Origin of the sequence: Clostridium sp. HBUAS56017, assembly GCF_007115085.1 — a bacterium.
Lineage (GTDB): Bacteria > Bacillota > Clostridia > Clostridiales > Clostridiaceae > Clostridium > Clostridium cibarium.
On the sequence record NZ_SULK01000002.1, the window covers coordinates 285,952 to 301,446 of the forward strand.

The 15,495-nt window shown below is 28.5% G+C and carries 15 protein-coding genes; all 15 read left to right on the forward strand.

Annotated features, from left to right (window positions below; translation table 11 throughout):
• Positions 1–10 precede the first annotated feature (10 nt).
• The 15 genes from FAY47_RS03670 to FAY47_RS03740 all read left to right on the forward strand — a co-directional run bounded on the left by FAY47_RS03670 (position 11) and on the right by FAY47_RS03740 (position 15,033).
• The gene (locus tag FAY47_RS03670) at positions 11–628 is read left to right on the forward strand and encodes a sugar transferase (protein ID WP_143315060.1); all 618 of its coding nucleotides are present in this window, start codon (positions 11–13) and stop codon (positions 626–628) included.
• 27 nt (positions 629–655) lie between these two features.
• Positions 656–1,387, forward strand: coding sequence for a GNAT family N-acetyltransferase (locus tag FAY47_RS03675; RefSeq protein ID WP_143315061.1), 732 nt, complete (start codon positions 656–658; stop codon positions 1,385–1,387).
• Positions 1,388–1,422: 35 nt separating this feature from the next.
• On the forward strand, positions 1,423–2,625 hold the full coding sequence (locus FAY47_RS03680) for a glycosyltransferase family 4 protein (protein ID WP_143315062.1): 1,203 nt from the start codon (positions 1,423–1,425) through the stop codon (positions 2,623–2,625).
• A gap of 168 nt (positions 2,626–2,793) precedes the next feature.
• On the forward strand, positions 2,794–3,852 hold the full coding sequence (locus FAY47_RS03685; RefSeq protein ID WP_143315063.1) for a glycosyltransferase family 4 protein: 1,059 nt from the start codon (positions 2,794–2,796) through the stop codon (positions 3,850–3,852).
• Positions 3,853–3,871: 19 nt separating this feature from the next.
• Positions 3,872–4,993 carry an EpsG family protein gene (locus FAY47_RS03690; protein ID WP_143315064.1) on the forward strand — a complete coding sequence of 374 codons (1,122 nt, stop codon included), beginning with the start codon at positions 3,872–3,874 and terminating at the stop codon, positions 4,991–4,993.
• A 133-nt stretch (positions 4,994–5,126) separates the two neighbouring features.
• Positions 5,127–5,864: a CatB-related O-acetyltransferase gene (locus FAY47_RS03695; protein WP_143315065.1), complete on the forward strand. Its 738-nt coding sequence runs from the start codon at positions 5,127–5,129 to the stop codon at positions 5,862–5,864.
• Positions 5,839–6,714, forward strand: coding sequence for a 6-hydroxymethylpterin diphosphokinase MptE-like protein (locus FAY47_RS03700; RefSeq protein WP_143315066.1), 876 nt, complete (start codon positions 5,839–5,841; stop codon positions 6,712–6,714). The genes FAY47_RS03695 and FAY47_RS03700 overlap by 26 nt, the downstream gene beginning before the upstream one ends.
• A gap of 43 nt (positions 6,715–6,757) precedes the next feature.
• On the forward strand, positions 6,758–8,173 hold the full coding sequence (locus FAY47_RS03705) for an oligosaccharide flippase family protein (RefSeq protein ID WP_185966707.1): 1,416 nt from the start codon (positions 6,758–6,760) through the stop codon (positions 8,171–8,173).
• A 100-nt stretch (positions 8,174–8,273) separates the two neighbouring features.
• Entirely contained in the window at positions 8,274–9,347 is a 1,074-nt protein-coding gene (locus tag FAY47_RS03710) for a nucleotidyltransferase family protein (RefSeq protein ID WP_143315068.1), read from the forward strand.
• A gap of 16 nt (positions 9,348–9,363) precedes the next feature.
• Positions 9,364–10,356, forward strand: a complete 993-nt coding sequence (locus tag FAY47_RS03715) for an NAD-dependent 4,6-dehydratase LegB (RefSeq protein ID WP_143315069.1) — start codon at positions 9,364–9,366, stop codon at positions 10,354–10,356.
• A gap of 70 nt (positions 10,357–10,426) precedes the next feature.
• Positions 10,427–11,527, forward strand: a complete 1,101-nt coding sequence (locus FAY47_RS03720; protein WP_143315111.1) for a LegC family aminotransferase — start codon at positions 10,427–10,429, stop codon at positions 11,525–11,527.
• Positions 11,528–11,537: 10 nt separating this feature from the next.
• Complete coding sequence (locus tag FAY47_RS03725) at positions 11,538–12,170, forward strand: acetyltransferase (protein WP_143315070.1); 633 nt, start codon at positions 11,538–11,540, stop codon at positions 12,168–12,170.
• A 1-nt stretch (position 12,171) separates the two neighbouring features.
• Positions 12,172–13,173: an N-acetylneuraminate synthase gene (gene neuB, locus FAY47_RS03730; protein ID WP_143315071.1), complete on the forward strand. Its 1,002-nt coding sequence runs from the start codon at positions 12,172–12,174 to the stop codon at positions 13,171–13,173.
• Positions 13,170–14,327 carry a UDP-N-acetylglucosamine 2-epimerase gene (gene neuC, locus FAY47_RS03735; protein WP_143315072.1) on the forward strand — a complete coding sequence of 386 codons (1,158 nt, stop codon included), beginning with the start codon at positions 13,170–13,172 and terminating at the stop codon, positions 14,325–14,327. The genes neuB and neuC overlap by 4 nt, the downstream gene beginning before the upstream one ends.
• Positions 14,328–14,340: 13 nt before the next feature.
• A complete protein-coding gene (locus tag FAY47_RS03740; protein ID WP_143315073.1) occupies positions 14,341–15,033 on the forward strand; it encodes an acylneuraminate cytidylyltransferase family protein in 693 nt (230 codons plus the stop codon).
• Positions 15,034–15,495 lie beyond the last annotated feature (462 nt).

Sequence of the window (15,495 nt, forward strand, 5' to 3'; positions counted from 1 at the left end):
GGAGGAATGGATGTATAAACGGTTTTTTAAAAGAGTTCTAGATTTAATTTTATCAATACTTGCTTTACCATTTTTATTAATTATAGTAGTTGTTGTTGGTCCAATAATATACATTCAAGACAAAAAATCAATTTTTTTTGTTTCACCACGCCTTGGGCATAAAGGGAAAATTTATAAAATGTATAAGTTTCGTACTATGAAAATGAATGCTCCAGATATTAGAAATGAGGATGGTTCAACATTTAATTCTAAGGATGATTATAGATTGACTTACATAGGAAAAATTTTACGTAAGACTAGCATTGATGAAACACCACAAATTCTTAATGTTATTAAAGGTGATATGAGTATAATTGGCCCCAGACCTGATCTGCCTGAACATCTTGAATTATATGTCGGTAATGAGAGACGTAAGTTAGAAATTAAACCAGGAATTACTGGCTTTAATCAGGCATATTATAGGAATACCGTAGGATGGAAGCAGCGTATTGAGCATGACATTTATTATATAGATCACTTGTCATTCGGATTTGATATAAAGATTTTTTTAAAAACAATTAAAGCAGTTCTAAAGAGAGAAAATCTTTATGTTGTAAAGATTAACACAAAGATGAATAAAAATATATAAGATCTAATATTGGAGGATTAATTTGTATTGGAAAATGAAAATATAGATGAGGTTGAAGAATTTCACAAGTTAGAATGGGATACTAAATTCTTTGGAGTCACCTGTGCTAAAGCAATTTTATATAAGCCACTTACAGAAATAGAATGGAATAAAATGAAGGAGAAATTTAAAACTTATCAATTTATTTCTATTGAGAATCGAAATTCAGATCCTACTAATGCAAAGCTAATTGGTACTGATACAACTGCTTTTTTAGCAGATGTAAATATACAGTTTAAAAAGAAAGTTCAAGCTAATTTTTATATGTCCAAATCTGTTCATATATACGAAGGTATGATGAGGGATCAAAGAGTTCTTAAGTTAGATAATTTTAAGTTTTCAAAATTTGTTGAGGATCCTGAATTCATTAAGAGAGGTGGAAGGGAAATTTATCGAGAATGGTTGATTAATTCTTTTGAAAAATCTGATAAATTCTATGCAATATCTGAAGATAAAAGATGTCAGATAAATGGATTTTTACTGCACTCTTATTCTGGTAATACTTGCATAATAGAGTTGATTTCAGTGGATGGTAAGTTTATTAGAGGAGGTATAGGAACTGATCTATTTAGAGCAGTTGAATACGAGTGCTATCAAAATGGTTGCAGTGAAATTAAAGTTGGTACACAGGTGCGAAACATAGAAGCTATTAATTTTTATCATAAGGTTGGATGCACACAAGTAGGATGTCATCAAGTGTATCATTTATGGAATTTATAATTAATTTCATTTTAAAGAATAGGAGATGAAGGATTTTGAGAATACTGTACATTGCAACTTCTTTTCCCAAGCCAGAAAAAGGGGCAACTATATATACTGATTTAGCAGAAGCGTTACATGACGCTGCTCATGAAATAACAATAGTGGTGTCTGAACAGAAGAGAAATAAGGAGAAGGCTGGAATAAAAAAGGAGCGGGGTTTTGACGTATTAAGAATTGTTACTGGGAATTATTATGATGTAGGGTATGTTGAGAAAGGAATAACTACCCTTAAAATGCCCTTGCTTATGCGAAGAGGTATAAAAAAGTATTTAGCAAATAAAGTTTTTGATTTTATACTATTTGAAGCACCACCAGTAACAAACGCTGGATTAGTGGATTGGGCAAAAAAGGAGTTTAATTGTCCATCATATTTAATGCTTAAAGATATATTTCCAGACAATGCTGTTGATTTGGGTATCATTAAGAGAGATAGTTTGTTATTTAGATATTTTTCTGCAAAAGCTAAGAAATTATTTGAAGTTACAGATTATGTTGGTTGCATGTCATATGCGAATAAGCAATATGTGATAAAACACAATTCTTGGCTAGATCCAAAGAAGGTAGATATATTTCCGAATACTAAGAAGTTGATAGAGAGTATAGATTTAGACGGATTTCCCATGAGAAAAAAATATAAAATTTCAGAAGAAGCTTGTGTTTTTTTATTTGGTGGAAATATGGGGAGACCACAATGCGTTAATCTTTTGTGTGAAGCAATAAGAGAATGCAAAGATGATAAAGGAATATTTTTTCTTTTTGTTGGTAGGGGAACTGATAGGTATAAGTTAGAACAAATTATACAAGAAAATAATATTAGAAATGCTCTTTTGATTGATAGTTTACCAAGAAATGAATATGAAAAAATAATAAAAGAATGTAATGTCGGACTAATTGTACTTGATCCACGTTTTACAATACCAAACTATCCGTCTAGAATCCTTTCTTACATGGAATATGCAAAGCCGGTATTAGCAGCAACAGATAAAGTTACTGATATTAAAGAATTAATTAAGGAAGCAGAATGTGGTAATTGGGTTTGGTCGGGGGATTCAAGAGAGTTTATTAATACTATAAGAAAAATGTCAAAGTCGGATGCATTGACAATTATGGGGAGTAACGGTCGTAAATATATAGAGGATAAATTTGATGTTAAAAATTCTGTTAAAATACTAGAAAAATATTTTGTCAAGAAGTGAAGAAGATATGCTAAAGATAAGATTATACACGATTTGTAGTGTTATACACAGAATTATAATAAGATATGTTGTAGATTATAGAATTTTTTATGCATCTCTCTGATAATGAGTTAAGGATTAATTTATCATATTTAGATTATATAAATAGAATGTTTGGGGGAGTAGGAGATGAAAATAGTATTAATTTGTCCGTCGAATATGTTGTATATGCCATATGTAGACAATTATGAAAAAATACTTAATGAGAATAATGCGGATTACGACATAATTAATTGGGATAGATTAAATATTGAAGATAAGAGTGTATTAAGATATAAAGATTCCAAGACTTGTCATCAGAGAAGCTTTTTTGATTATTGCAATTTTGGCAAATTTATCGTTAAGGCACTTGATGAGAATAAATATGAAAAAGTAATTGTTTTTGGTATACAACTTGCGTATTTCCTAAGAAGAGTTCTTATGAAAAGATATTGCGGAAGATATATCCTTGATATTAGAGATTACAATAAGATTATTAGATTTTTCGATGTTAACAAGGTGATTAGAAACTCTCTATTTACAGTTTTATCTTCACCAGAGTATAAGGAATGGTTGCATAGTAGTGATAAATATATGATTAATCACAATACAAAAATTAGTAGTTTGGAAGAATTAAAGGAAGTAGATAATAGTTTATCAAATAAAAAAGATATTTATATTGCTTATATTGGGGGAATACGAGATTATCAAGTTAATATTGAGTTTATTAATTCTTTAAGAAATGAAGACAAGTTTTTCTTAAACTTTCATGGGGAAGGAGACATAAACAAAGAGATTGAAGAATACATAAAAGTAAATAAGATTACTAATGTCCATTTAACAGGACGTTATAGTAAAGGAGAAGAACAATCATTTTACTGTAGTAACGATATGATTAATGTTTTAAGGTATAATGATGGAATTAACAATAGAACAGCATTACCAAATAGGTTGTATAATGCTGCATTAAATGGTAAACCGATGTTAGGATATAGGGGAACTTTTCTAGCTGATCAAATTGAACATTATAATTTAGGATTAGTTGTTGATTCATTTACAGATATTAAAAAAAAGATAAATGAATATGCGAATAGCTTTAGGGTAGAAAATTATGAGAAAGGTAGAAATGAATTTTTTTCTAAAGTAATTGAGGATAACGATAGGTTTAGAAACGCATTGATTAATTTTATTAAGTATAAAAATAAATAGTTTAGATGGGGGTGAATTAATGCATATATATATAATTTATTTAACAATAATTTTTCTATTAATGTTAACGGAAAAATTAATAATTTCAACTAGAAAGAATGGGAAATTTGGTAATATAGATGGAGTCAATGATAGGTGCAATAGTCTTGGGAGTACGAAAAAAAAAACAAAAGTTAAATTTAATTTTACTTTTAAACTAGCTTTAATTATCATTTTTGTATTTACAGCATTTAGATATGGCGTTGGTTGGGACTACAAAGCTTATTATAATACTATTGAGTATGGAGTAGTTACCAATATAATTAGCAGAGGAGAATATGCTACTATTTTTCTAGTTGATATTTCTAGAAGAATAGGAATTACTAATCTATATTTTTTCGTAAATACCTTTATTACTTTATTCTTTCTTTCTAAAACTATAAAAAGATACAGCAAAGATTATTGGATGAGTTTAATTATTTATTTGTGTTTCCCTCTTTTTTATTTGAACTCCCTAAGTGTTGTTAGGTCTTTTGCTGCATTAGCAATAGTATTTTATGGCTTTAAATATATTGAAAAGCGTAAATTTGTAAAATACTTAATATTAGTTGTTTGTGCCAGCATGTTTCATAAATCAGCTCTTATAAGTATAGTTTTCTATTTCATATTTAATTTAAATTTAAAAACACCAAAATTAATAACTATACTAGCGTTACTGCCAATATTTAGTGTTGGATTAAGTAATATTGTTATTAAGTATTTACCAATATATGGTGTATATACTCAGAATACATCTATTCAGGAGGGTACGAAAGCAATAATAATTTTTATAATATTAGCAATTATTTTGCTTATTTTTAGGAAGAAAATAATTGCTGCAAATACTATTGTTAATGGATACTATAATATATATTTTGTTGGAGTGAGTATATATCTTATGTTTTTCTCGCAGGGGACAATGGGGCATCGTTTGTCATTATATGGAACTATTTTTTCCGTTTTATTAATTCCTGAAATTGTATCTAAATTCAAGAGCCGCAAAGGACGGTTTATAATTAATATTAGTATTTATTTGGTATGTATTTTTATGTTCCTTTATATGATTTCTGTTAATGCTGAAACATACATTCCATATAGAACAATTTTCAGTATTTATAAATAACTAATAATAAACAAAGAGAATGTTAAAGTTTATTGGAATAGAAAATTATTAACATATTATTTAAGTTGATAAGCTTCGTAGTAATTTAAGTTATGAGAAAAGTAATAATAAATAATTAATAGGGTGTGAGAGTATGTTTTGTGGAATTAGAAGAATTTTTAGTTATCTAATTAGGCAAATACAATACAGGTATTTAAGGCATAAATATAGAGGTAAGGACTGCATTATTAGAAGAGGAGTACAGTTAAATAATAAAACAGAATTAGAGAAAAAGGTATATATATATAAAAGTTGCAGCATAAATAATACTCATATAGGATTTGGAACATATTTAGGGAATAACTGTGTATACAATAATTGTAAAATTGGAAGGTTCTGTTCTATAGCACCGTATTCAGAAGTAATATATGGATTTCATCCAACAAAAAAGTTTGTATCAACACATCCAGCATTTTATTCGATTAACAGACAATCAGGATTTACTTTTGTAGAAAAAAATTTCTTTCTGGAAAATAGAGTTGCTAAGTGTAGTAGCAATACAAGCGTTATTATTGGAAATGATGTATGGGTTGGATATGGAGTTAAAATATTAGAAGGAATAACCATTGGAGACGGAGCGATAATAGGAGCCGGAGCAGTAGTAACAAGTGATATTCCAGCATATTCAATAGTAGCAGGAGTACCTGCCAGGATAAAAAGATATAGGTATGATGAAAATCATATTAAGTTTTTATTGAATTTTCGATGGTGGAATAAAGATATGGAATGGCTTAAAAAAAATGCTCAACTATTTAATGATATAGAAGAATTTTATTCAATTTTTAGAAATTGCGAGGTTGATAATATTGATAAGGATAGAAGATGCAATTAATGTAATGTATAAGATAAGCAATATAAGAAATAAAATTAAATTTAAATTAGAGTTAGCAATGAATAAGGATTTAAGGATTGAATTAAGTAAGAATTCTGAATATAAAGGACTATATAAAGGAAAGAGATGTTTTATTTTAGGAAATGGACCATCACTAAATAAGCAGGATTTATCAAAGCTTGAAAATGAATATGTATTCACTGTAAATTTTATGAACAAAAGTGAAATATTCCATAAAGTAAAAAGTAATTGGCATGTAGCTATAGATCCTTGCATATTCAATTCAGATGGTAACTTAATTAGCTATGAAGAAAAGATAAATACATTAAGGGATATATTAAGCAGAGATATCACACTTTTTACGTTGTACGACAATAAAGGGTTTTTAAGTGATAATAAATTGTTACAAGACAATGTAAGATATATGAAAATTGGAATACTGTTGACAGAAAAATATAATAAAGATATTAATTTTTTAAATTTAGTACCGGAAGCTCAGACGGTAGTGCAAGCTGCTATTTACTTAGCGATTTATATGGGGTTTAGTGAAATCTATCTATTGGGATGTGATATGACAGGAATTCTTCAAAAATTTGTTATAGATGATGAAGATGAGTTTAATAGATATGGACATGTATATAAGGAGAGTAGTGATTATCAAAAAAAATATAAAGACTATTCCAATAGTTTTAAAAATGAGGAGATGTTAGCATGTTTTAAGAGAATGTTTGAAATATATAGAAAAATAGAATTTTATTCAAGAAACAGAGAGTTTAAAATATATAATGCAACCCAAGGAGGAGCATTAGACGTGTTTAAAAGGATTCCATTAGAGGATATATTGAAATAAGTATTATGTTATTATAAAAGTTTATAAGTAAGAGGAGTAAATGATGTTAAAAAATATAAAGAAGGTAATCAATTACAAAGGAGATTCACTCCTAGTTTCAGCTAGTTGGTATACGGTAGGAACATTTCTATTAAGGGGTATAAGCTTTTTTACTATTCCGTTATATACAAAGGTCTTGGGAATGAATACAAGCGATTATGGAATAAATAGTGTTTATTTAACATATTTGGCTGTGGCCACTGCAATTGTTGGACTAGGTATAAATAGTACATTAGGAGTAGCAAAAATTACATTTGAAAAGGATTTTGATGCATATATATCAAGTGTGTTATTTTTATCTACATTAAGCTTTCTTAGTATTTTAGTAGGAACTATTTTCATAAAAGATTCTTTATCAAATTTCACACAATTAGCTGCATTCTTGTTGATATTGATGGTAGTTCAATCTTTTTTTGATTTTATAACATCATTCTATACTAATAAACTAGTTTTTGAAAAGAAATATAAACAATACTTGCTTATATCCATAATATCTACCTTATTAAATATCATTGCTTCTATAGTTATTATTTCAATGTTTGAAAGAAATAAATATATAGGAAAAATACTAGCAGGCGTTATTTCAAGTCTTGGAGTTGGAATTTTTCTATATATGAAAATGATTATTAAAACCAAGTTTAAAATTAATATAGAATATTGGAAATTTTGTATACCTATTGCTTTACCAATAGTTCTACATAGCCTTTCAAGTATGATTTTAAGCCAAGCAGATCGAGTTATGCTGCAAAAATATACGGATGATGCAAGTGTTGGAGTATATGGAATGGCTTATAATATTGGAATGATTGTCAGTACTATATTTTTAGCAATAAATAATGCTTGGATAGCTTGGTATTATAATGCGTTAAAAGATAATTTAGTTGAAGAAATACGAGAAAAATCAAAAAAATATATTAATGTTTTTACTATATTTATAGGAGTATATATATTTATATCTCCGGAATTGATGAAATTATTAGCTAGCAAAGATTTTTGGGTAGGGATAGATATGATTCCTATAATTATTCTAGGACATTATTTCATTTTTTTATATACATTTAGTGTTAACTATGAATTTTATATGAAAAAAACTAGACATATAGCAATAGGAACAGTGGTAGCAGCAATTTTAAATATTTTGCTCAATTGTTTATTTATACCTCTCATTGGTGGTAAAGGAGCAGCTTTATCAACTGCGATTTCTTATGGAGTATTATTTTTATTTCATTATATAATTGTTGAAGTTTTATTAAAACATGAGCAACTTCCTTTTAAATATTATATAAGTTTAATATCAATTATTGTATTGGTAATTATAATTAATTATTTTATTTTAGATAGTATTTTTTTAAGGTTTGGATGTGCTCTTTTAGTTATAGTAGCTAGTTTATATAAGTATAAAGAGGCTATTAAAATATAGATGATTTTTAATACTATTTAATTATTTTAAGATAATAAGTTGTTATTAAAAGAAAAATGAATGCATAGAATTAAAATAATATGTAGTGGAGCAAATATGTATGAATGAAATTGATAGACTATATGTAAATGAGAGTTTAAATTTAAGAAATGTATTAAAGCAAATTGATGCTAACGGAAGAAAAATAGTATTTGTAGTTAATGATAAAGGAAAGTTTTTGGGAACTATTACTGATGGAGATGTGAGAAGATGGATTTTAAAAAATGGTAGTATAGATGCAATTGCTAGTGAGGTTATGAATGATAATTCTATAGTTCTATTTGAAAGTAAAAGAGAAGAAGCGAAAAAGATACTAAAAAAGAAGAATATTATTGCCATACCTATAGTAAATAAGGAAAGAAAGATAGTTGATATAGTATTTTCATCCGAATATTTAGGGTATGTTAAAAGTAGCTTGGGATTAAAGGATATTTCAATAATAATTATGGCAGGAGGATTAGGAACAAGATTGCATCCATACACGAAAATATTACCAAAACCATTAATACCTATTGGAGATACACCAATATTGGAAAGAATAATAAATAGGTTTACCTATTATGGTGCCAATAAGTTTTATTTAACAGTAAATTATAAAAAGAATATGATAAAATCATATTTTAATGAATTAGATGTGGAATATAGTATTAGTTATGTTGAAGAAAGTGAACCATTAGGTACAGGTGGTAGCTTGTCTTTGCTAAAAGGGAAGATAGGGAAAACATTTTTTGTATCAAATTGCGATATATTAATAGATGCAGAATATGATGATATATTAAAACATCATAGAAATAGTGGGAATAAAATAACGATAGTAACCTCAGTTAAAAATTTTATAATACCTTATGGAGTGTTCAAACTTAATGAAGATGGATGTATAAGTGAAGTTTATGAAAAACCGGAATATTCCTATCTAGTAAATACTGGAATGTATGTACTTGAACCTGAAGTATTAAATGATATCCCATATGGACAATACTGCAATTTGCCAGATGTGATTAAAAGCTATATAAAGGAAAATATAAAGGTAGGAATATATCCTATAAGTGAACAAGCATGGATGGATATGGGTCAGTTAAGTGAGATGAAAGATATGGTAGAGAGAATAGAAGAAAAAGAAGGATATAATAAATAAATTAGGAGTTGAATTTATGAATTTGAAAGGAAAGAAAGTTTTAATAACAGGAGCAGAAGGGTTTATTGGCAGCCATCTAACAGAAAGGTTAGTTGAACTAGGTGCAGATGTTACAGCATTAGTTCAATATAACTCTTTTAACAGTTGGGGATGGATTGATACTTTTGAGAAAAATGTTCTAGATAGTATTAGAGTTAAAACAGGTGATATAAGAGATTTAGATGGAATGATTAAAATTATTAAAGGACATCAAGTAGTTATGCATTTAGCTGCTCTTATTGCTATACCGTATTCGTATTTTTCTCCCATGGCATATGTAAGAACTAATGTAGAGGGAACTACAAATGTCCTTGAAGCTTGTAGAATGCATGATGTTGAAAAGATAGTACATACATCAACATCAGAAACTTATGGAACTGCTTTATATGTACCAATCGATGAAAAACATCCAATGCAAGGACAATCTCCCTATTCAGCATCTAAAATTGGGGCAGATAAAATAGCGGAGAGTTTTTATAAATCGTTCAATATGCCAATAGCTACTATAAGACCTTTTAACACATATGGACCAAGACAATCAGCAAGAGCCATTATACCTACAATCATATCACAAATATTAGTTGGAAAAAAAGAAATTAAATTAGGAAATCTTACTCCAACTAGAGATTTTAACTATGTTAAAGATACTGCAGAAGCATTTGTGAAAATTGCTGAAAGTGACAGAACAATCGGAGAAGTTGTTAATGCAGGATCAAATTATGAGATATCCATTGAAAGTACTGTTAAAAAAATAATAAATATAATAGGTGGAGAGGTCAAAATTATTTGTGATGAAGAAAGAATGAGACCAGAGAAAAGTGAAGTTAATAGACTTTGGGCTGATAATACAAAAATTAAAAAATTAACAGGATGGAGTAGTAAATATTCAATAGATAGAGGATTGGAAGAGACAGTTGAATGGATTAACAAAAATTTAAATATTTACAAAACAGATATTTATAATGTGTAGAATATAAAACATTTAGAGATTGCGAATAAATAGCAATCTCTAAAATATTATGGAGAAAGGAATGATTAATGTGATACCGTTGTCTATCCCCCAAATATCAGGAAATGAATGGAAGTATGTGAAGGAATGTTTAGATACAAATTGGGTTTCTTCCGTAGGAAAATTTGTTGATAGATTTGAAGAAGAATTTGCTGCATATGAGAAGGCAAAAGTAGCAGTAGTAACTAATAACGGAACCGCTGCAATACAATTAGCGTTAGAGACTTTGGGAATTAGAGAAGGAGATGAAGTGATAGTTTCGTCTATGACATTTATAGCTCCGGTTAATGCTATTAGGTATGTTGGTGCTGATCCTGTATTTGTTGATGTCTGTAGAGATACATTTGTAATGGATGCGAAGAAGGTTGAGGAGCTAATTACAGAAAAAACAAAAGCCATAATGCCAGTGCATATTTATGGATACCCTGTAGACATGGATAAAATAAATGAAGTGGCAAATAAATATAACTTATATGTCATAGAGGATGCAACAGAAGCATTAGGGACAACATATAAAGAGCAGAAGTTAGGCACTTTTGGAGATATTGGATGTTTCAGTTTTAATGGTAATAAGCTAATAACAACTGGGGCAGGGGGAATGCTTGTTACTAATAATGAGGCATGGGGAAAGAGAGCAAAGTATCTTTCAACGCAAACTAAGACAATTTTAGAAAATGGATCTTTCTACCATAAAGAAATTGGATATAATTTTAGGATGCCAAATCTATTAGCGGCTTTTGGGGTTGCGCAATTAGAAAAAATAGATGAATATTTAGTTATTAAAAGAAGATCTGCAAGTTTGTACAATGAACTTCTTAAAGAGGTAAAAGGGATAACACTAACTAAAAGTGATGATAAAAATGTAAATAATTGCTATTGGCTATATTCGATATTGGTTGAGGATAACTATCCAATTTCTAGAGATGAACTTTTAAGCATATTAAAAGAAAATGGCATTGAAGCAAGACCATTTTTTATACCAGTTCATGAAATGCCACCATACTTAAATGGTAAGATAGGAGAAATGAAAGTAACAAGTGAAATAAGTAAAAGAGGAATAAACTTACCGAGTTCTGTGACCTTAACTGAGAGAGAAATAAGGAAAGTATGTAAAATTATTAGTGAAGTTTAGTGGAGATAGTATGGAAAAGATATTATTGTTAGGTGGCGGAGGCCATTGTAGAAGTATAATAGACACTATTCAATTTAATAATAAATATGAAATATACGGAATAGTAGATCCTAACATTAAAAAGGATGAAAGAATATTTGGAATATCAGTAGTTGGAAAAGATGATGATTTAGAGAATTTGTTTAATGAAGGAATTACCTATGCATTCATTTCTGTGGGAAGTATAGGTAATACGAAAATAAGAAACATTCTATATGAAAAGGCAAAGAAGATTGGATTTAAGTTTCCGGTAATAATTGATAAATCTTCAATAGTTTCCAAGGATGTTATAGTTGGATCTGGTACATTTGTTGGAAAAGGTTCAATTATTAATTCAGGATCAATCATTGGAGAAAATTCAATAATAAACTCTGGGTCAATAATTGAACATGATTGTTATATAGGAAAACTTGTTCACATTTCACCAGGAGCAACTCTTTGTGGTGGGGTAAAAGTAGGAAATAAATCTCACATTGGCAGTAATGCCACCATAATTCAAGGAATAGGTATAGGTGAAGAAGTAATTGTAGGAGCGGGGAGTGTAGTAATTAGAAATATAGATAGTTTTAAAAAGGTTGTGGGTAATCCAGCAAGGGAGGTTTAATATGGAGAATGAGGTGTTTATTATTGCAGAAGCAGGAGTTAATCATAATGGAGATGTTAATTTAGCATATAAATTAATCGATGCAGCAGTAGATGCAAAAGTTGATGCTATAAAATTTCAGACATTTAAAGCTAGCAATATTATATCTAAATTTGCAGATAAGGCAGAATACCAGAAAGAAAATACCGGAAGGGATGAATCTCAATTACAAATGGTATCAAAATTAGAACTTTCATTTAATGAATTCGAAAAATTAAATAGGTATTGCATAAAGAAGGGAATAATCTTTTTGTCTACTCCATTTGATGAAGAGAGTATAAATTTTTTAGATTCTTTAGATATGAATATATTTAAAGTTCCATCAGGTGAGATTACAAACATACCTTACTTAATTAAGATAGGAAAGCTTAGAAAGAAGGTTATACTATCAACTGGAATGTCTAATATTGAAGAAATAGAATTAGCAGTTAAAATATTGAAACAATATGGAGCTATAGATATAGCTATTTTGCATTGTAATACAGAATACCCAACTCCATATTGTGATGTAAACTTAAAGGCTATGTTTTCAATAAAAGAAAAGTTTAATACCAAAGTTGGTTATTCAGATCATACACTAGGTATTGAAATTCCTATTGCAGCTGTTGCTTTAGGAGCAGAAATCATTGAAAAGCATTTTACATTAGATAAAAAGATGAAAGGGCCAGACCATAAAGCAAGTTTAGAACCAAATGAATTGGCTAAAATGGTAAAAAGTATAAGAAGAATTACTGAAGCATTAGGAACAGGAGTTAAAGAACCATCCAAATCAGAAGTTAAGAATAAAATTTCAGCAAGATGTAGTATAGTAGCTAAAAGATCAATAAAAGCTGGAGAAATATTTACAGAAGATAATCTTACAGTGAAGAGGCCTGGAAATGGAATTTCTCCAGTAAACTGGTTTAAGGTAATTGGGAATAAGGCTGTAAGAAACTTTGAAGAGGATCAGTGTATAGAGTTATGAAAAAAATTATAGGAGTAGTAACCAGTACAAGAGCAGAATATGGACTTTTAAAACCTATTATATTAGCATTAAAAAAATATTTTGATGTAAAAGTAATAGCAACAGGAACTCATTTATCAAATGAATTCGGAATGACAGCAAAGATGATTGAAGAAGATGGAGTAATAATAGATGAAAAAGTTGAAATATTATTAAGTTCTGATACTAATGTAGGAATATGCAAGTCTATGGGACTGGCAATGATAAGTTTTGGAGAATTATTCGAAAGATCTAAGTTTGATGCTTTACTTGTGTTAGGAGATCGGTATGAAATTTTTTCTATAGCTGCAGCCGCAAATGTATCACAAATACCAATATTCCATATGTATGGAGGCGAGACAACAGAAGGTGCATTTGATGAGGCATTTAGACATTCCATTAGTAAAATGAGTTATTTACACTTTACAAGTACTAAAGAATACAGAAGTAGAGTGATTCAATTAGGAGAAAATCCTGCTCGAGTGTTTCATGTTGGAGCTATAGGAATAGAAAATATTAAAAAGATGAAACTTATGGATAAGAATCAATTGGAAAAAAGTATAGAGTTTGTACTTGATAAGCCATTTTTTCTAGTAACCTTTCATCCAGCAACTTTAGAGAAAAATTCTGCTAAGTTTCAATTTAAGGAGTTATTGGAGGCTTTATCTGAATATAAATATATGAAAATAATATTTACAAAGGCTAATTCTGATACAAATGGTAGGATTATTAATGATATGATCGATGATTATGTCGCTAATAATGAAAATTGTATTGAGTTTACTTCTATGGGACAAGTAAGATATCTTAGTGCTATGAAATATTGTATTGCTGTCATAGGTAATTCTTCCAGTGGAATTATTGAAGCTCCGTCATTTAAAATTCCAACAATAAATATTGGAGATAGGCAAAAGGGGAGAATCCAAGGAGAATCTATTATTAATTGTAATCCAGAGAAAAATGAAATTGTAAGAGGTATAAATAAAGCAATTAGTAAAGAGTTTAATAAAAATATAGAAAATATAAATAATCCATATGGAGATGGAGAGGTATCCAATAAGGTACTAGAAATTATAAAAAAGGTAATGATAGAGGAAGATATTGAGCTTAAGAAAGTGTTTTATGATTTGAGTTAATGGAAGGTGAACTATGAAAAGTAAAATATTAGCTATAATACCTGCACGCAGTGGTTCAAAAGGACTTAGGAACAAAAATATTAAACTATTAAATGGGAAACCTTTAATGGCATATACTATCGAAGCAGCAAAGAAGAGTAATATTTTTGATAAGATAGTTGTTTCAACTGATTCAGAAGAATATGCAGACATTGCAAAATCTTATGGTGCCAGTATACCATTTATTAGACCACAATTTTTGTCTGGAGATGAAGTTAGCACAGAAGATGTTATAGTAAACTTATTAAGTTATTATGAGAGTATTGGAGAGAAGTTTCAATATTTTATGTTATTACAGCCGACATCTCCTCTAAGAAGTTCTAAGGATATATTAAAATCCTTAGAACTTCTTATGGAAAAGAGTGCCGATGCAGTTATTAGTGTTTGTCAATGTGATTATTCTCCTTTATTAATGACTAAATTAGATGGGGATACAAGATTAGATGGATTTCTTAAAGGAATAAAAAAAGTAAGAAGACAAGATCTTGAGTTATACTATAGAATAAATGGAGCTATATATTTATGTAATGTAAAGTATTACTTAAGATATAGGGATTTTTATAAACAAAATTGTTTTGCTTATAAAATGGATAAATATAATTCAATAGATATTGATGATATATATCAATTTAAGTTAGCTGAATTGTTACTAAAAGATATTAATTAATTTAATTAAGATACTAAAGTTAAGAATGTGGTAATTAAAGTTAAATGTGAAAAATTCATATTTTTATACAAGCGCAATATTATTAGAAATATTGGGAGTAGTTTTAAAGTTAACTTATACCATACATGGGAGATTAAAATACTTTATTAATAAATATTTAGACCAATTTCATATAAAACAACTCCTTTTTGTAATAATATATTATTCTAATAGTTAGAAGAAGAAGTTGTTTTTATTTGTTTGTGCAAAAATTTATTATAGATAGTCCTTCACTAATTTAATCTGGTGAAGTCAGTTGTAAGGGTAAAAATACTTTAGATATTCCATAATTACAGATTTGTAATATATGTATATAAAGTGGGTAAAAATGTAGTTTTTTTAAACAAAATCAATGGTGATTAGTAATTATTTAAACAATTTACTCATATATTTAATCGATTAGTGGATTACATATATTTAGAG